We start from the raw sequence: 16215 nt of genomic DNA, 5'->3' as shown, positions 1-16215 counted from the left end.
TGATGTATGTAGCGGACTAGTACTAATAGGTCGAGGACTTAACCAAAGTCTAGTACAGGAATGTACAACAAGCAAGATTATGAGTGGTTCAATTTAAAAGAAGAATTTGATACTATTTAGTTTTGAGTGAATAACTCAAAGGTGTCGTGTCGATAGCATAGAGGACACACCTGTTCCCATTCCGAACACAGAAGTTAAGCTCTATCACGCCGAAAGTAGTTGCCGGATCGCTGGCTGCGAGGATAGGAAGATGCGATGCCGTACATAGGAAGTGCTCTGAGAAGAGTGCTTTTGCTTTATATAAAGAGAGAGAACGGAAGATTTCGGAGAGGTGTCCGAGTCTGGCCGAAGGAGCATGGTTGGAAACCATGTAAGCAAGGAATTGTTTCGAGGGTTCGAATCCCTTCCTCTCCATATGGACGCTTAGCTCAGCTGGGAGAGCACCTGCCTTACAAGCAGGGGTCACAGGTTCGATCCCTGTAGCGTCCATTGACGAAAGTCAAAACCGGCACGTCGGGATAAAGCGATGCCGACTTAGCTCAGTTGGTAGAGCACCGCTCTTGTAAAGCGGGGGTCGAAGGTTCGAGTCCTTTAGTCGGCATGTTCATGCGGAAGTAGTTCAGTGGTAGAACATCACCTTGCCATGGTGGGGGTCGCGGGTTCGAATCCCGTCTTCCGCTTCTATGCCGGCGTGGCGGAATAGGCAGACGCACAGGACTTAAAATCCTGCGATAGAAATATCGTACCGGTTCGATCCCGGTCGCCGGCATATATGCACCTATAGCGCAATTGGATAGAGCGTCTGACTACGAATCAGGAGGTTGCAGGTTCGACTCCTGCTAGGTGCATAGAGGTTGAAGGAATTCAAACTCTTTTTTTAAGTTTAAAGGGGCAGAAGCTCTCGTAGAACTTTTCGGGACGTAGCTCAGCTTGGTAGAGCACCTGGTTTGGGACCAGGGGGTCGCAGGTTCGAATCCTGTCGTCCCGATTGACAAACCAGATTTGTCAAAGACGATCGCGGTGTAGCTCAGCTGGCTAGAGCGTCCGGTTCATACCCGGGAGGTCGAGGGTTCGATCCCCCCTGCCGCGATAGGCTCGAAAAAAGGACCTTTAGCTCAGTTGGTTAGAGCAGACGGCTCATAACCGTCCGGTCGTTGGTTCGAGTCCAACAAGGTCCATGTAGGACAAGAAAAAGCAACAGATGATGGAGAATTACCCAAGTCTGGCTGAAGGGAACGGTCTTGAAAACCGTCAGGTCGAGAAATCGGCGCGTGGGTTCGAATCCCACATTCTCCTTAGGTAGAGATACCAAACATAATATTATCGCGGGATGGAGCAGTCTGGTAGCTCGTCGGGCCCATAACCCGAAGGTCGTAGGTTCAAATCCTGCTCCCGCAATTGGTCGCATGGTCTAGTTGGTTAGGACGCCTGCCTGTCACGCAGGAGATCGCGGGTTCGAGCCCCGCTGTGACCGTTTAGTATGAAAGTGCTAAGATGGCTCTGTAGCTCAGTTGGTAGAGCATACGATTGAAGCTCGTAGTGTCGGCGGTTCGATTCCGTCCAGCGCCATGGATACCAGAGGTATCAGACAGAAAGCTTTGCGAATGTAGTTCAATGGTAGAATTCCAGCCTTCCAAGCTGGCTATGCGGGTTCGATTCCCGTCATTCGCTTTATGTTTAGGAATAGACATAAGAGGGGCCTGTAGCTCAGTTGGTTAGAGCACTGTGTTGATAACGCAGGGGTCACAGGTTCGAGTCCTGTCAGGCCCATAAATAAGGAGAGGTAGCGCAAAGCTACCTCTTTTTTTTGCGGATAATAACTGTCATATATTTCTGAAAGTTTCATTCAATCTTATTTCCCTTTAAGTTTCACTAAGTTTATGGACGTATTAAAAATTTATTAGTCGTTTAACGTAAGCCATGCTTGTATTTTATGAGATGATTAAAATTTTTTTGCGTACTTTGTGAAAAAGTGGTATTCTTAATGCAACTGTTTTCGTTTACAATGTTTTCATGCAAGCGCACGGTGTCAAATTGAACGGAGTTTTGTAACATGGACGGCGCTAAGACCGTTCTGCGTTTATCACCGTCACCAACCTAGCTGTCTTGCTGGGTTTGAACTGTCGCAATGATAAACAAAGGAACGGGAAATGGAAGAGAAGTTATTTAATAAAGGGTTTATAGCAGTTACGAGCATTAATTTTATTGTCTATCTTGTATATTATTTAATGATGGTCATTATTGCGGTGATTGCACATGAAGAACTACATGCATCGTTTGGCCAGGCGGGCGTGGCATCAGGGATATATATTATTGGGACGTTGGTGGCGCGACTCATTGTCGGCAAAGAGTTAGAGTTAGTTGGTCGTCGCCAAATTGCGCGCTGGGGAGTCGTCTTTTATCTGGCGACAACAATTGCCTACTTATTTGTTCCCAATATTTTGGTGCTGGATACGGTACGTTTGTTGAATGGTTTTGCCTACGGGATGACTTCAACCGCCCTGAATGCCATTGTCACGGATTTTATTCCGGATAATCGACGTGGTGAGGGGATTAATTACTACGGTTTAAGCACAAGTTTAGCGGCAGCCATTGGCCCATTTGTTGGCTTAATGTTGTTGAATGCGACGAGTTTTCACTTTATTGTGCTTTTGTCAGTGGTATTAATTGCTGCCGCAATGGTTGCGTTATTTATGATTAAAATTACGAATGTGACGCTTACTGATGCGCATCGTCAAGCATTAAAATCATGGCAAATCTCAAGTTTTGTTGAGTATAAAGTTGGCTTAATTGCCTTAATTGGATTTTTGATGGGGTTATCATATTCCAGTGTTTTAGCCTTTTTGGCCTCGTATGCAGAGAGTTTGAATCTAGCTGCCGTTAGTTCCTTCTTCTTTGTTGTCTATGCAGGCATTGTCACGATTACACGGCCAATGTCTGGGCGGATTTTTGATCGGTTTGGTGAAAATATGGTGATGTATCCGAGTTATATTTTCTTAACGATCGGCCTGATTATTTTAGGCTTAACCCATCATGGCGTGACGTTACTACTATCTGGGGCATTTATTGGGCTTGGCTACGGGACCTTTATGTCAAATGGTCAGGCGGTCACTTTGAAATTAGTGTCAGCACGTCGGATTGGTATTGCTTTATCGACGTATTTTATCGGCTTAGATTTAGGCTTGGGTGTCGGACCTTATGCCTTTGGCGCCTTACATGGGTATGTCCCATTTAGAGATTTGTATTTCATTGCGGCAATTATACCGATCATTTCGGCCATCCTGTATTACCTTTTTTACCGACCTGCGAAACGGCAAATAACAGCAGACGGTTTAGTGAATTAACGTAAAAAGCACTGTTTCACGTGAAACAGTGTTTTTTTTATAGGTCCCAATCATCAAGTGAGGCGACTTCATAGGTTGGCTTTTGTGTGACTTGCGCAATTTGTTCAGGGGTTGAAACACCTGAATAGACTAGTAAAGTATCAATCCCATTATTGATCCCCGCAAGAATATCTGTTTGATAATTATCACCGACCATCAGGACGTCTTGCGGTGCAACCCCCAGCCGTTGGCAAGCGCCAGTCATAATGGGTGCTTCGGGCTTGGCAATAATAATGGGCGCGGTTTGGGTTGCTGTTTGTAGCGCGCTCACCAATGTGCCGGCACCAGGTAGCATACCGGCTTCAGTTGGTAAATTGGTATCACAATTAGTGGCAATAAACAGTGCACCAGCTTGAATGGCCAAAGTGGCTTGAACCAATTTGTCATAAGTGAATTGGCGATCTAAGCCCATGACGACAACATCCGCCTGATGATCAGTCACAAGTGTGTAACCGGCGGACTGGATGGCTGTTTGCAAACCAGCTTCGCCGATAACTAAAATTTTAGCTTGATCAGGCACATGGGTCTTGAGGTAATCCGCTGTTGCCATTGCACTGGTATAGATTTGATCAGGTGTTGTCTCAATCCCATGATTTTGACTTAGGTTGTTGGCAACTGCTTCAGGCGTTTTAGTTGAGTTATTTGTGACAAACAGGTAAGGCATCTGTTGCGCGCGTAACCGGTCAATGAAACGTTTGCCTGACGGATATTGTTTTGTACCTTGGTAGATGGTCCCATCTAAATCAATAAAATAGGCCTGATATTGTCTCATCTGCTTTAATCTCCATTTAATTTCTAATAGTTATATTATATACATCAACAAGTGTTGATATCAAACAACGAATCAACGGACGCTCTCTCCAATCTCAATCTCCCTAAAAAATAAAATCTCCTAAAATATTTTATAAAAATGTCCGCCCGCAAGCAGTTGCGGGTTTTCGTTGCTTATAGGGATATTTTTTACCGAGGGATAGCGTCGATTGTATTGATATTAGCAGCTTTTAGTAAGGCTTTTGGGGGAATTATGACTAAGAAATATCGGACGCCGCCTTTTTTAACGCCGGCAGCAATTGTGTCCCTGATTATTGCGATTAGTGCGGGGAATCTTGCTGTCAATGTTGCAACTGGTACCAAAGAGGGTGGCCAAGTTGCACCACGACAAACAAGTGTGGTGTCATCGGTGACGAGTTCATCTCAGGTGACTGAATCGGTTCCTAGCAGTACGTCATCATCAACTAACGTGATATCCTCTTCAACTGTGACGTCATCTTTACCATCATCGTCATCATCGTCGCGACAAGCTGATGTCTCGGCAAATAGTACGCCGGCATCATCGTCAGCTGTCAGTAGTTCAACGTCTCAGGTACCAGACAAGGCGGTGAGCGCAACGGTTCCTGAGACAACGCCGACAGGAGGTGGCCAATAATTGTTTACGTTACTTGATTTAGTGAATAGCTATTTGGGCTATTTTTCAACGAATTCTAAAACAAAAAATCGAATTTATACGGCCGTTAGTGCTATCGGCGTCTGGTATGTGTTATATATTGCCTATCGTTTTTTGGCCAATGGGCGTTGGCTACGCGGGGCAATGATTGCCATTGTTTTTGTCATCTTGGCTTATTTTGTCGTTTTAAATATTATTTACTATTTTACAAATACTGTGGTCAAATGGGATATTTCGCCAAAAATTGAGAAAGTGTTAGGCGGCCCGCAGCTTGAGGAAGAAAAAGTGGCTGTGCATGAAGTCATTGTACCTGCTAATGGGCTGTATCAACGGCAAAACGTGATGATGGGTGAAGTGACGGTCAATGCCACGCAGCAAGACAATATCACCCAATTAGCCACGGCGTTGATGCAACTCGGGCTGATGAAACAAGATTATGGCCATCTGGGTGAACAGGCACAACGGCAAATTATTTTACAGCATGATGTAATTTTTGCGAATCACCCAGGCACGCTTTTACCCTATTTTGATATGGTTGAAGTCGCTGGTGACATCAAAATTATGGGGGGCATTAACCAATTACAAGCGCGTGAACTTGGCACACTGGTCATGGTTGGCATGACACCCACACATCAAGCCATGATGGCCTATCGATTGGCTTTGTCATCCGTCGTTATCACTGGTGGCATGGGACATGTTGCGACGCGCACGGCGTTGCTAGCTGTCCAACAACCGTACAAGATTCAGGTCGAAGTGGCCTACGAAAAAAAGAATTGATTTACACCAATTCTTTTTTCATGTTGATATGTAAAATGTTAGCGTCGTAAAATTCATCGCCAAAAGCTTGGAAACCGAGGTTTTCATAGAAGCCTTTGGCTTGAACTTGTGCCCCCAGCTCAAGCGTTTGGATATGGTAACCTGGGGCTAATTTTTCGATGTAGGCGAATAATTGGCGCCCGATACCTTGACCGCGCATCGGATAAAGGGTTGCGACGCGTTGGACATGCCAAATTCCAGGATGTTCTTCAAAAACGCGGGCCGTGCCAGCAAGTTTGCCGTCCACATAGGCAACAATATGTAAGGCCGTTGCTTCAACTGTTGGGTTATCTAGCTCAAGGTGCATGGGCACCCCTTGTTCGGCAACAAAAACGGCTGTGCGAATTGTAAGGGCGTCGTCATGGATGGTACCAAGCCCAATTTGATGTTTGATTTCTACTGTCATACGAGTATTATAACAAGTTTTAACGCAAGGTGTATCGCTTTATTGGTATAATGGAGATTATGAAAAATCGTGTAAAAAAAAGCTTGAAACAGTTCTGGCAGACGACATTAGCGCCAAAAAATTGGTTGCGACAACTCAATACGCGACGCGGATTTTTTACTTGGGTTCTGACGCTGTTTACCTTAAAGACTATTTTAGCCTATGGTGTTGACTTTGAATGGTTGCATGTTCAAGATCCGTTACAAGTGTTGTTAATGTTAGTGAATCCGATTGGGTTTACGATGATTTTATTCAGCTTGACGTTATTTATTAAACCCAAGCAGCTATATTATGGCACGCTGTTAATTTTAGATACGGTCCTAACGCTATTGCTGTATCTGAATGTGGTGTATTTTCGAGAATTCTCGGATTTCATGTCCATCAATACCATGCTTGGCTATAGTACGGTCAATCAAGGTGGGAAAGCAGCTGGCGCGATTGCCTTTGGCTTCCATGATATCTTATTCTGGTTAGATATTTTGGTGTTGCTTGGCTTAATATTGGCACGAAAAATCAGGTTGGATCTACGACCATTACCGCGTTTTCAACCCTTTAAATGGCTAACAGTTGGGGTGTTTGTACTCATGGCCAACTTATTTTTATCAGATATTGATCGGCCACAATTGTTAACCCGCCAATTTGATCGGGAGTATATGGTTAAATATCTAGGTCTAGGACCGTTTACGATTTATGATGCCATTAATACTTATCAAACGAGTCAAGTGCGCAAAAGTGCCACACCGTCAGAGTTTACGCAAGTTAAAAATTATGTGAATAAACACTATGCGGCCCTCAATCCGCAATTCTTTGGTCGTGCCAAAGGTAAAAATGTGATTGTCATTCACTTGGAAAGTTTCCAGCAAATGTCGATTGATCGTAAGATTAACGGGCAAGAAGTGACGCCATTTTTGAATAGTCTGTATCACAGTCAAAGTACCTTGGCTTTTGATAACTTCTTTAACGAAGTTGGGCAGGGTAAAACATCCGATGCTGAAAATATGCTGGAAACATCGACGTTTGGGTTGCCCCAAGGGTCATTGTTCTCAAAGCTTGGTAATGATCAGACATTCCAAGCCATGCCAGCAATTTTGAACCAGCGGGCGAACTATTCAAGTGCGGTTTTCCATGGGAACATTGGCACTTTCTGGAATCGTAATAATGTTTACAAGCATATGGGTTATCAAAACTGGGTCTCTGGTGACTATTTCGATTTGACGGGACAAAAGGCCACGACCTGGGGTCTGAAAGATAAACTGTTGTTCCAAGAATCGATTCCTTATTTGGAACAGTTGCAGCAACCGTTTTATGCGAAATACCTCACCGTGACAAACCACACGCCGTTCACGTTAGATAAAGAAGATCAAGATCCTAACTTTGTCACGACCAATAGTGGATCTAAAATTATCGATAACTACTTTATCACCAATCACTATTTGGACCAGTCGGTGAAGGAGTTCTTTGATTACCTGAAGAAGTCAGGCTTGTATGACAATACTGCGGTTGTTTTGTATGGGGATCATTATGGCATCTCAAATACGGATGCAAAATATTTAGCGCCAATTTTGGGCAAAGATGAAAGCCAGTGGAGTGACTTGGACAATGCGAATTTACAGCGCGTCCCATTCATGATCCATGTGCCAGGCATGACGGATGGTTATATTGACCATACCTTTGGTGGGGAAATCGATGTGGCGCCAACCCTTGAACATTTACTCGGCATTACGACGCAGCGTTATATTCAATTTGGCCAAGACTTATTGAGTAAACAACATGAACAAATTGTGGCATTTAGAAACAAAGATTGGATCACGCCACAGTTTGCGAGTCTTGCTGGGCGTTACTGGAATGTGCAGACCAACCAAATGATTACAGAACCAACGCCAGAATTGCAAAAAACGTTGGACGGTATTCAAGCAGCGGTTAATGAAAAATTAGATATGTCAGATAGTCTTAACCAGAAGAACCTGCTACGATTCTACACGCCAGAAGGCTTTAAATCAGTTGATGCTAACAAGTTTGACTATAGTAAGCGTGCGACAATTAAACGTCTACAAGAACAAAACAAGACATTAGGCAAAGCTTCAAAGAGCTTGTTTGCGAAAAATGGCAATAAATCAACTTTGAGTCAATATGTGACTGACGCGCCAGAAATACACGATGAAAAAACGGATTCGACGCGCCTAATGCCACGTAATGCTGATGACTGGAGTCAAAGTGAATAACATCAAATAAAAAAGCCACGGATTGCGATACAACAACGCAACGGGCTTTTTTTGATACAATAGAAATGATGTTAATTGGGAGGCATAGGATGAAGATTTTAATTGGTTTAGAAAATATTGGTTTGGGTGGCATGAAACGGGCAACAACTGTTGTAGGGAATGCCTTAGCAGCAACCCATGATGTCACCTATTACAGTTTTTCTGATATGCCACCTTTTTATACATTGGCGGCGCCGTTATTAGTGAGTGAGACACCGGTGAACCTAGATAATGATGCGCAACCTTTTGAACGTTTTGCGCAACAAATTCGTGAATTTGAAGCAGTTGCGCGCCAGTTTGATGTCGTTATTTTGGCAGGGGGCTTATTATCAAGTTTTGCGGCACAATTAACGTTGCCCAATACACAATTGATTGGTTGGATGCACAATAATGTGACAACCTATCAAACGCAATATTACGCGGCGATGCAGGATGAATTTAATGCAGGCTTACGGGCTTTGGATGTCATTGTTGCGTTAACGGATTCTGATTTAGCAGGATTTTCCGCTTATAACCGGACGGTAAAAATTTGGAACCCCTTGACGATTACGCCCAGTGGGCAAGCTGATCTGAATCAGAAAGTGATCGCCTTCACGGCAAGAATTGCGATTCAGCATAAAGGGATTGATTTTGCGGTGAAACTCGCTGACAAATTACCAGCCGATTGGCAATTAGCGATTGCTGGTGGTGGCTCAGCCGAGGATATGGCGACATTTGAAGCGCTGATTGATCAGTATCAAGTTGCGGATAAAATCATTTATCGTGGGCCATTGAAAGATGATGCCTTGCGTGAACATTATCGTCAAGCAAGTTTGTTTGTTCAGACGTCACGTTGGGAAGGGCTCCCATTGGTATTGGCAGAGGCGATGAGTTTTGGCCTGCCGATTGCAGCAATGCACAATACTGGTTCTGCGGAAGTATTAGCTGAAGGCGCGCATGGGATTTTAACGCCTAATGCTGATGTGGATGCATTATATACTGCGATTGAACCCTTGTTACAAGATGTGGATCAACGTGCAGTATATGCCCAAAAAAGTTTACAACGCGTTGAAGACTTTAAAATTGCGCCAATTTTGGCGCAGTGGGAAGCCGTCTTTCAGCAAAAATTTGACAACTAAGTTGACAAGAATATAATACTCTTAGAGGCAAATATCATGACTGAAGAATCTCATGCGAAGCATATCGGGAAATTTAAGAAACCAACCTTTGATAATTTACAGTTCCGAATTGGTGAACTGGCACGGATGACGGGCGTGTCGACACGACAATTGCGCTATTGGGAAAAGCAGGGGTATGTATCAGCTATTGCGCGAGGCGATGAGCAAGAATCGCGACTATACGGCTTTCCAGCCTACGTTAAGGTGACAATCATCAAGCAACACTTAGATGATGGCGAGTCGTTACATGAGGCGGTACGGGCCGCTAATGAACAAATTGAAAATGTTGGCGTGATTCAACATATTATGAAAAAAGCTTTCCAAGGATTAGAGACGCACCAAGGCAAATACATGGTCAATCTGGGATTTTTTGATGCCGAGGAAACGCAATTATTATATGTATCATTAGATGATAGTGGGAAAGTTGTCTATCATCTGGTCGCGGCTGACACAGTAGATCAACAAACGGACGATAAGGTATGACAACTTGGATTTATCGCATGACAGTACCGACGGTACGCGTTGGACAGTCAGTGAAAGATACATTAAAAGCCTGGTTGATACCGCAACGGTTACGTGGCGCTTTGCGGCAAAAGCAGCATATTCACGTCAATGGTCAAGCGGTGGCCACTAATTATGTGTTTCAAGCAGATGATCAACTTGCATTAATATTTGATGCGGCGGATTTTCGGACCAGTGAATCGCATTATACCCCGAATGCACAAGAAACGGTGCCGATTATTTTTGAAAATGATGATTTCGTCGTGGTCGATAAACCTGCCGGCATGAAAATGCATCCACATGCGCCACATGAAGCGGATACGTTGCTGAATTATTTGGCGGCAGATTTCCAAGCACGTCATCTCATGAGTGCGGGTCAGCCCGCACGGCCCTATATGGTGCATCGGATTGATCGTGATACATCGGGTGCCGTGATTGTGGCTAAAAATCCTGTGGTCGTGCCGATTCTCAATCGGTTACTCGCCCAAAAAGCGATTAAACGGACGTATTTGGCTTGGGTACAAGGTGCTGTTGCGGAGTCAGCGGGTGAGATTACGACACCGATCGGGGTTGATCCACAAGATGAACGGCGACGGGTGATCAACGGTCTCGCCGCGCAATCTGCCAGAACACATTGGGCACGCATGCATACCGTTTATCAAAATTCGTTGCTGCGGGTGCAATTAGATACTGGGCGGATGCATCAAATACGGGTCCATCTGGCAAGCATTGGGCATCCAATTATCGGTGATCCACTCTATCACCCTGAACAACCTGGCACACGCATGATGTTACATGCGGCGACGGTTATCGTGCCATTACCTTTTGATGGGGGGACGGTAACGATTAGTGGGGCTATCCCATCAGATTTTCCGAGACAATTAAGAACAATATAAAAAGCAGCGCTTTAAGCGCTGCTTTTTATATTGTTGATTTAAGCGGCTGTGTCAACGTCTTTGTTGAGGTAGTTAGCGGCAAAGGCTGCTAATACACCACCAAGAAGATCAGCGACAACATAGACCCAAACGTGGCCAAGGGCGTTACCCTTAACAAAGATAACGGGTGACAAGGCACGTGCTGGGTTAAGGGCACCACCAGTAATTGGCAATGCGACAATAATGAAGGCTGCCAACAAAATACCAATCACAAGTGGTGCTGGTACGCTAGCTGACTTTGTGACAATCAAAATCACAAGGATGAATAAGAATGTCAATACTAATTCGAACATGAAGGCTGTCAAGGCTTGACCATTGGTAAAGTTTGTTTGTCCCAAACCGGCAATGTCAACGAATTGTTGCACAGTCATCTTTTGGCCTGACAAAGCTTGGGTTACCGTAGCTGACTTTAAGTAGGCTGACACACCACCGTAAACGGCAAGTGAAGCCACCAAAGCACCAAGCAATTGCGCAATTACATAACCAACAAATTCAAGCCATGAGAGGCGCTTTTGAATGGCCATTGCTAATGAAACGGCTGGGTTAAAGTGGGCACCAGAAATTTGTGCAAAGGCATAAATACCACCAGTTAGCGCTAAACCAAAGGCTAGGGCAATGGTGAGTGGTGATGGTGCTGTAGCAGCTGAATAAACAATGCTACCAGTTCCAACAGCCACTAAGATAAATGTGCCGAGGAATTCTGCGATATACTTACGCATGATGTGTTTCTCCTTAATTTTAGATGAAAAATTATCAACACATTCTATTATACACTTTTAGATTAAGTTACAGTTAAATAAGTCTGTAAAATCAGCGAAGTATTAAATGTCAGCCGAGAGAGTAGTTTTTTATAACAGACTGTGATAGAATATATTTTGTTGAAAGCGTTTACAATAAAATAAAAGGCACTTACACCCTTGTAATGAGTATACAGAAAACCAACTGAAAACAGGTTGCGGTTATTCAAAATAAGTTCTGGCACAGTGTTGAACATAGAATGGAGAAAGCATTATGATGTCTTTCGTTGTCTTGGCCCTTGGAATTTTATTCCTCTTGTTACTCATTATTAAGTTTAAAATCAACACATTTATTGCGTTGATTTTAACGGCGAGTGTTGTTGGCCTGGGATTGGGGATGAAACTCCAACAGATCCCCGTGTCAATTCAAAATGGGATTGGCTCATCCTTAGGTGAGTTGGCGATTGTTTTTGGATTTGGGGCTATTTTAGGCCGTTTAGTCGCTGATGCTGGTGGGGCTTATCGGATTGCCCATACGTTAATTGATAAATTTGGTAAGCAACGTGTCCAATTGGCCATCATGGTTGCGGCCTTTATTATTGGAATTGCGCTCTTCTTTGAAGTTGGGATGGTCTTGTTGATTCCAATCGTCTTTGCAATTGCGCTGGAAGCTGCCGTTCCATTGCTTTATCTCGGTATTCCAATGGCGGCAGCTTTGTCAGTCACACATGGTTTCTTGCCACCGCATCCAGCGCCAACGGCGATTTCTGGTGCATTGGGTGCTAACCCTGGGACCGTATTGGTTTACGGCTTAATTGTTGCGGTACCAGCGGCGATTATCGCTGGGCCACTATTTACTAAGTTGGCCCAAAAATTTGCGCCAGATGCCTTTGTGATTAAGCGACAATTGACCGCTTTTGGTAAAGAAAAGCAATTTGTTTTGTCAGAAACACCCAGCTTTGGTATTTCTGTGTTGACATCATTGTTCCCAGTTTTGTTAATGGGGATCACAACAACATACACGATTGTTTACAATGATGGCCAGCCTTTTAAAAATCCAACGGGTATGGCGGCATTTATCACCATGATTGGTAATCCGGTCGCAGCGATGATTATCTCTTTGGTGTTTGCGATGTGGGCAATGGGGTGGCATCAAGGGCGTAAAACACCGGATATGATGGCCACGGTTGAAGAAGCCATCAAGTCAATTGCGATGTTACTTTTGATTATTGGTGGTGGCGCAGCCTTTAAACAGATTTTGATTGATGGCGGTATTTCTGGTCAAATTTCACAATTATTTATCCATTCAGCTATCTCACCATTGCTGTTAGCTTGGATTATTACCGTGATTTTGCGTGTCGCATTAGGATCAGCGACGGTTGCTGCCTTGACTGCAGCTGGCTTAGTCCAGCCTTTGATGGTTGCCTCGCATGTGAACCCAGCCCTAATGGTTTTGGTCATTGGTGCAGGATCATTAGCCGCTTCGCACGTGAATGATGCCGGCTTCTGGATGTTTAAAGAGTACTTTGATTTGAACGTGAAGCAAACACTCTTGATTTGGACAGTGTTGGAAACAATCATTGCTGTTGTTGGACTGGTGATGGTCTTGATTATGAGCCTATTTGTTTAAAGTATATTGGATAACTGGTCTTAAAGCAGGTGCTTTAAGGCTTTTTATGTGGCTAATAATGCTATAATGATGGCAAATAACAGCGATTGGAGGCTGGTGCATTGACTGAAAAAAATAGGGTCCAACATTGTTTAGTAGACGGTGCAACAACGGCATTTGTGGACGGTGTTTTACTGCCTGAATTAGAGTCGAATTTACGGCGTGCCATTCAACAAGATTTTCCTGAGCATCAGGCCGATGCGTTTATCTGTTTGACCCATTTATTGCCATATCGTTTGGCCCGCATTAATGCCATGCGTCTGGCTGATCAACAGATGAATCGTCAGATGAAACACAAGCTGACCCATATTTTGACGGATAAAAATTTTAAAGTCATTAATGTTAAAAAACATCAGCGTGAGACGTATACATTTGGGCAGCGGGTGGCCGATAAGGTTGCAAAATTTGGCGGTAGTTGGGGCTTTATTATCATGGCGATTATCACCATGGTTGTTTGGATTACGGTGAACGGCTGGCATGTGTTCCACGCAAATTTTGATCCCTATCCCTTTATTTTATTGAATCTCTTTTTGAGTATGACGGCGGCCTTACAGGCCCCTTTAATTTTAATGAGTCAAAACCGGTCGTCAGATTATGACCGACTGCATGCAGATAATGATTTTCATGTGAATTTGAAAACCGAAGAAGAAATGCGGGTGTTACACGCCAAAATTGATCGTTTAATTCAAACGGATTATCCAGATATGCTAGAAGTTCAGGCGTTACAAACCAAAATGTTAGGCGAAATGCAACAACAACTCAGTGCCTTAAATGCGCAACAAAAAAACAGCAACCCATAAGGTTGCTGTTTTTTTAAGCTTTGAGCGTCATCGCGTTTAAAGCGACAATAACCGTTGATAGCGACATTAAAATCGCACCGATCATTGGGTTTAACATGATACCAAAGGTTGCCAGTGCCCCAGCAGCCAGTGGTAAGGCGATGATGTTATAACCAGCCCCCCACCAAAGGTTTTCAATTTGCTTGCGATCCGCGCGCTTGGCAAGCTTAAGAAAATCAATAATGGTTGGCAGTTGATTAGCAATTAAGACAGTATCCGCCGCTGCCTGCGCAACTTGTGTCCCAGCCCCAATGGCAACTGACAGATCCGCTTGGGCTAATGCCGGCGCGTCGTTAATCCCATCACCAATCATCATGACATGACCTTGTTTTTGATAATCTTTGACAAGGGCAATTTTTTCTTGTGGTGATACTTGGGCGTGGATTTCGGTAATACCCAGTTGATCCGCAACAGCTTGGGCCACTTGGGCATTGTCACCGGTCACCAGAATTGGGATAAGATGTTGTGCTTTAAGATAGTTGATAAATGTTGGCGCAGTCGCCTTGATTTCATCACCTTGGGCGACAGCCGCAACCACATGATCATGTTGGAGCAAATAAGAAATCGTGCCATCGGCAACCAATGGTGTGTAATGGATATGATGATCCTTCAAATACCGTTCGGAAACGAGTAGGTAATGCTTGTCATTCACCATCCCAGCAATGCCATATCCCGCCATGTTTTCAACATCAGTGGCTGATAATACCGGTGCTTGTTGTTGCTTGGCATAGCTGACAATTCCTTGGGCTAGTGGGTGCGTTGATTGGGCATCAAGCGCTGCCATGATGGCCAAGGCTTCTTTTTGATCAAAGTTATCGGTCACAACTTGCATGACTTTGAATTGACCGGTGGTTAACGTACCCGTTTTATCCATCAAGACATAAGTCAAGTGGTTAGCTGAACTCAGTGCTTTATGGTTCTTAATTAAAATCCCTTGCGTGGCGGCGATAGCTTTGGTCCGTTGAATGACCAGTGGTACCGCTAATCCCAGCGCATGTGGGCAGGCGATGACTAATACAGTCACGGCAATATTAATGGCAAAGCCCAAACCATGCAATGGTGTCCAAATCATTAAGCTTAAACCAGCAATTAAGAGGGCGACCCAAAAGAGGTAACTCGCCACTTGATCGGCAATCGTTTCAACCCGAGACTTGGCACTTTGTGAGGCGGCTAATGTTGATTGGAGCTTACCAATGAATGATTGAGCGCCAACATGGGTCACTTTAACTAATAGGGTCCCATTACCATTGATCGTTCCACCCACAACTGAGACACCGGGCTTTTTATCAATTAAACGGCTTTCACCAGTCATTAAGGATTCATCGACTTGACTTTCACCTGATAGGATAACGCCATCGGCAGGGAAAGCTTCACCGGCTAAAACTTGCACAACCATGTCTGGCTTCAATGCTGAAACCGGCATGTCCATAAAGTGATCACCGTGCTTGACGTGTGCGGTGTTGGGCAATAGGGCGCGCAACTTGGCAGTGGCATCACCAGCTTCCATCGTGGCCGCCATTTCAATACGATGACCCAACAGCATAATGACGGTCAGGGTCGCAAATTCCCAGAAAAAGTCCATCACATGGGCCTTTGGCCAGAAAGTGTTGACTACTAGGGCGTAAATAGAGTACCAAAATGTCACGAGCAAACTGAGACTCACTAAGCTCATCATTGCGGGTCTTTTAGCTTTTAACTCGGCTTTAGCCCCAACAAAAAAGGGCTTTGTGCCGACAATATATAAGATCGTGGCCAAAATAGCCGTGACCCAAGTATCACCTGGGAATTGCAAGGTGAAGGGAAAAGTCATGCCCATCAGTGGTGTAATGATAATAATTGGCACCATCAACGCCAAAGACCACCAAAAGCGACGGGCCATGTCAGTCATATCCATATGTGCCATGCCGGGATCATCTGACATGTGCATATGATGATGAGCCATGGCTGCATGGTCATGGCTCATCGTGTGTGATGTGTCATGGTCATGGGTCATAGCCATTTCATGGTGTTCGTGATGCATATTGTGAC

13 protein-coding genes, 15 tRNA genes and 2 rRNA genes (1 of these 30 only partly in view) are annotated in these 16215 nt (G+C 44.4%); 26 read left to right on the top strand and 4 right to left on the bottom strand.

Annotated elements, in window-relative coordinates:
* From FGL80_RS02790 to FGL80_RS02705, 18 genes are all read left to right on the top strand, one after another.
* A 23S ribosomal RNA gene (locus tag FGL80_RS02790) occupies nucleotides 1–46 on the top strand (it extends 2864 nt beyond the left edge of the window).
* A 96-nt stretch (nucleotides 47–142) separates the two neighbouring features.
* Nucleotides 143–259: ribosomal RNA gene (gene rrf, locus FGL80_RS02785) — 5S ribosomal RNA — on the top strand.
* Nucleotides 260–325: 66 nt separating this feature from the next.
* Nucleotides 326–414, top strand: a tRNA-Ser gene (locus FGL80_RS02780).
* 3 nt (nucleotides 415–417) lie between these two features.
* Nucleotides 418–489, top strand: a tRNA-Val gene (locus FGL80_RS02775).
* A gap of 39 nt (nucleotides 490–528) precedes the next feature.
* A tRNA-Thr gene (locus FGL80_RS02770) sits at nucleotides 529–601 on the top strand.
* Between the two features lie 7 nt (nucleotides 602–608).
* Nucleotides 609–680, top strand: a tRNA-Gly gene (locus FGL80_RS02765).
* A 5-nt stretch (nucleotides 681–685) separates the two neighbouring features.
* Nucleotides 686–769: transfer RNA gene (locus FGL80_RS02760), tRNA-Leu, on the top strand.
* A gap of 5 nt (nucleotides 770–774) precedes the next feature.
* Nucleotides 775–848: transfer RNA gene (locus FGL80_RS02755), tRNA-Arg, on the top strand.
* A 66-nt stretch (nucleotides 849–914) separates the two neighbouring features.
* Nucleotides 915–988, top strand: a tRNA-Pro gene (locus tag FGL80_RS02750).
* Between the two features lie 28 nt (nucleotides 989–1016).
* Nucleotides 1017–1090, top strand: a tRNA-Met gene (locus FGL80_RS02745).
* A 14-nt stretch (nucleotides 1091–1104) separates the two neighbouring features.
* A tRNA-Ile gene (locus FGL80_RS02740) sits at nucleotides 1105–1178 on the top strand.
* 28 nt (nucleotides 1179–1206) lie between these two features.
* Nucleotides 1207–1296: transfer RNA gene (locus FGL80_RS02735), tRNA-Ser, on the top strand.
* Nucleotides 1297–1324: 28 nt separating this feature from the next.
* A tRNA-Met gene (locus FGL80_RS02730) sits at nucleotides 1325–1398 on the top strand.
* Between the two features lie 2 nt (nucleotides 1399–1400).
* Nucleotides 1401–1474, top strand: a tRNA-Asp gene (locus FGL80_RS02725).
* A 22-nt stretch (nucleotides 1475–1496) separates the two neighbouring features.
* Nucleotides 1497–1569: transfer RNA gene (locus tag FGL80_RS02720), tRNA-Phe, on the top strand.
* Nucleotides 1570–1600: 31 nt separating this feature from the next.
* A tRNA-Gly gene (locus FGL80_RS02715) sits at nucleotides 1601–1671 on the top strand.
* A gap of 25 nt (nucleotides 1672–1696) precedes the next feature.
* A tRNA-Ile gene (locus FGL80_RS02710) sits at nucleotides 1697–1770 on the top strand.
* Between the two features lie 380 nt (nucleotides 1771–2150).
* The gene (locus FGL80_RS02705; protein WP_055307293.1) at nucleotides 2151–3344 is read left to right on the top strand and encodes an MFS transporter; all 1194 of its coding nucleotides are present in this window, start codon (nucleotides 2151–2153) and stop codon (nucleotides 3342–3344) included.
* Between the two features lie 37 nt (nucleotides 3345–3381).
* Here FGL80_RS02705 and FGL80_RS02700 read toward each other — a convergent pair whose 3' ends face one another.
* Entirely contained in the window at nucleotides 3382–4155 is a 774-nt protein-coding gene (locus tag FGL80_RS02700; protein ID WP_055307294.1) for a TIGR01457 family HAD-type hydrolase, read from the bottom strand.
* A 252-nt stretch (nucleotides 4156–4407) separates the two neighbouring features.
* On the opposite strand from FGL80_RS02700, the gene FGL80_RS02695 reads away from it, so the two are divergent.
* Together FGL80_RS02695 and FGL80_RS02690 are read left to right on the top strand one after the other, a co-directional pair.
* Entirely contained in the window at nucleotides 4408–4809 is a 402-nt protein-coding gene (locus FGL80_RS02695; RefSeq protein WP_055307295.1) for a hypothetical protein, read from the top strand.
* Complete coding sequence (locus tag FGL80_RS02690; RefSeq protein WP_055307296.1) at nucleotides 4810–5604, top strand: DUF6681 family protein; 795 nt, start codon at nucleotides 4810–4812, stop codon at nucleotides 5602–5604.
* Between the two features lies 1 nt (nucleotide 5605).
* Here the strand turns inward: FGL80_RS02690 and FGL80_RS02685 are convergent, their stop codons facing one another.
* On the bottom strand, nucleotides 5606–6049 hold the full coding sequence (locus FGL80_RS02685; protein WP_147001789.1) for a GNAT family N-acetyltransferase: 444 nt from the start codon (nucleotides 6047–6049) through the stop codon (nucleotides 5606–5608).
* A gap of 59 nt (nucleotides 6050–6108) precedes the next feature.
* Here FGL80_RS02685 and FGL80_RS02680 point away from each other — a divergent pair, with 59 nt between their 5' ends.
* The 4 genes from FGL80_RS02680 (at nucleotide 6109) to FGL80_RS02665 (ending at nucleotide 10903) form a co-directional block, all read left to right on the top strand.
* Nucleotides 6109–8310 carry an LTA synthase family protein gene (locus FGL80_RS02680; RefSeq protein ID WP_423790381.1) on the top strand — a complete coding sequence of 734 codons (2202 nt, stop codon included), beginning with the start codon at nucleotides 6109–6111 and terminating at the stop codon, nucleotides 8308–8310.
* 89 nt (nucleotides 8311–8399) lie between these two features.
* Entirely contained in the window at nucleotides 8400–9467 is a 1068-nt protein-coding gene (locus FGL80_RS02675; protein WP_010000039.1) for a glycosyltransferase, read from the top strand.
* A 36-nt stretch (nucleotides 9468–9503) separates the two neighbouring features.
* A complete protein-coding gene (locus FGL80_RS02670; RefSeq protein ID WP_055307299.1) occupies nucleotides 9504–9989 on the top strand; it encodes a MerR family transcriptional regulator in 486 nt (161 codons plus the stop codon).
* Nucleotides 9986–10903, top strand: a complete 918-nt coding sequence (locus tag FGL80_RS02665; RefSeq protein ID WP_055307300.1) for an RluA family pseudouridine synthase — start codon at nucleotides 9986–9988, stop codon at nucleotides 10901–10903. Before FGL80_RS02670 ends, FGL80_RS02665 begins: the two co-directional genes overlap by 4 nt.
* Nucleotides 10904–10941: 38 nt before the next feature.
* On the opposite strand, the gene FGL80_RS02660 is transcribed toward FGL80_RS02665, so the two are convergent.
* Nucleotides 10942–11661, bottom strand: coding sequence for an MIP/aquaporin family protein (locus FGL80_RS02660; RefSeq protein WP_010001417.1), 720 nt, complete (start codon nucleotides 11659–11661; stop codon nucleotides 10942–10944).
* 292 nt (nucleotides 11662–11953) lie between these two features.
* Here FGL80_RS02660 and FGL80_RS02655 point away from each other — a divergent pair, with 292 nt between their 5' ends.
* Complete coding sequence (locus FGL80_RS02655) at nucleotides 11954–13309, top strand: gluconate:H+ symporter (protein ID WP_010001416.1); 1356 nt, start codon at nucleotides 11954–11956, stop codon at nucleotides 13307–13309.
* A 101-nt stretch (nucleotides 13310–13410) separates the two neighbouring features.
* Entirely contained in the window at nucleotides 13411–14148 is a 738-nt protein-coding gene (locus FGL80_RS02650) for a DUF1003 domain-containing protein (protein ID WP_055307301.1), read from the top strand.
* A 13-nt stretch (nucleotides 14149–14161) separates the two neighbouring features.
* Here the strand turns inward: FGL80_RS02650 and FGL80_RS02645 are convergent, their stop codons facing one another.
* Entirely contained in the window at nucleotides 14162–16207 is a 2046-nt protein-coding gene (locus FGL80_RS02645; RefSeq protein WP_055307343.1) for a heavy metal translocating P-type ATPase, read from the bottom strand.
* Nucleotides 16208–16215: the final 8 nt, after the last annotated feature.

Origin of the sequence: Leuconostoc lactis (assembly GCF_007954625.1) — a bacterium.
GTDB lineage: Bacteria > Bacillota > Bacilli > Lactobacillales > Lactobacillaceae > Leuconostoc > Leuconostoc lactis_A.
The sequence above is the reverse complement of the archived record's forward strand: the minus strand, read 5'-3'. Positions and strand labels throughout refer to the sequence as shown.

Bases quoted from the DNA above. Each gene is read 5' to 3' on its own strand.
- FGL80_RS02670 (WP_055307299.1), top strand. From the start codon at position 9,504: ATGACTGAAGAATCTCATGCGAAGCATATCGGGAAATTTAAGAAACCA.
- FGL80_RS02655 (WP_010001416.1), top strand. From the start codon at position 11,954: ATGATGTCTTTCGTTGTCTTGGCCCTTGGAATTTTATTCCTCTTGTTA.
- FGL80_RS02685 (WP_147001789.1), bottom strand. From the start codon at position 6,049: ATGACAGTAGAAATCAAACATCAAATTGGGCTTGGTACCATCCATGAC.
- FGL80_RS02705 (WP_055307293.1), top strand. From the start codon at position 2,151: ATGGAAGAGAAGTTATTTAATAAAGGGTTTATAGCAGTTACGAGCATT.
- FGL80_RS02700 (WP_055307294.1), bottom strand. From the start codon at position 4,155: ATGAGACAATATCAGGCCTATTTTATTGATTTAGATGGGACCATCTAC.
- FGL80_RS02660 (WP_010001417.1), bottom strand. From the start codon at position 11,661: ATGCGTAAGTATATCGCAGAATTCCTCGGCACATTTATCTTAGTGGCT.
- FGL80_RS02645 (WP_055307343.1), bottom strand. From the start codon at position 16,207: ATGCATCACGAACACCATGAAATGGCTATGACCCATGACCATGACACA.
- FGL80_RS02680 (WP_423790381.1), top strand. From the start codon at position 6,109: ATGAAAAATCGTGTAAAAAAAAGCTTGAAACAGTTCTGGCAGACGACA.
- FGL80_RS02695 (WP_055307295.1), top strand. From the start codon at position 4,408: ATGACTAAGAAATATCGGACGCCGCCTTTTTTAACGCCGGCAGCAATT.
- FGL80_RS02675 (WP_010000039.1), top strand. From the start codon at position 8,400: ATGAAGATTTTAATTGGTTTAGAAAATATTGGTTTGGGTGGCATGAAA.
- FGL80_RS02665 (WP_055307300.1), top strand. From the start codon at position 9,986: ATGACAACTTGGATTTATCGCATGACAGTACCGACGGTACGCGTTGGA.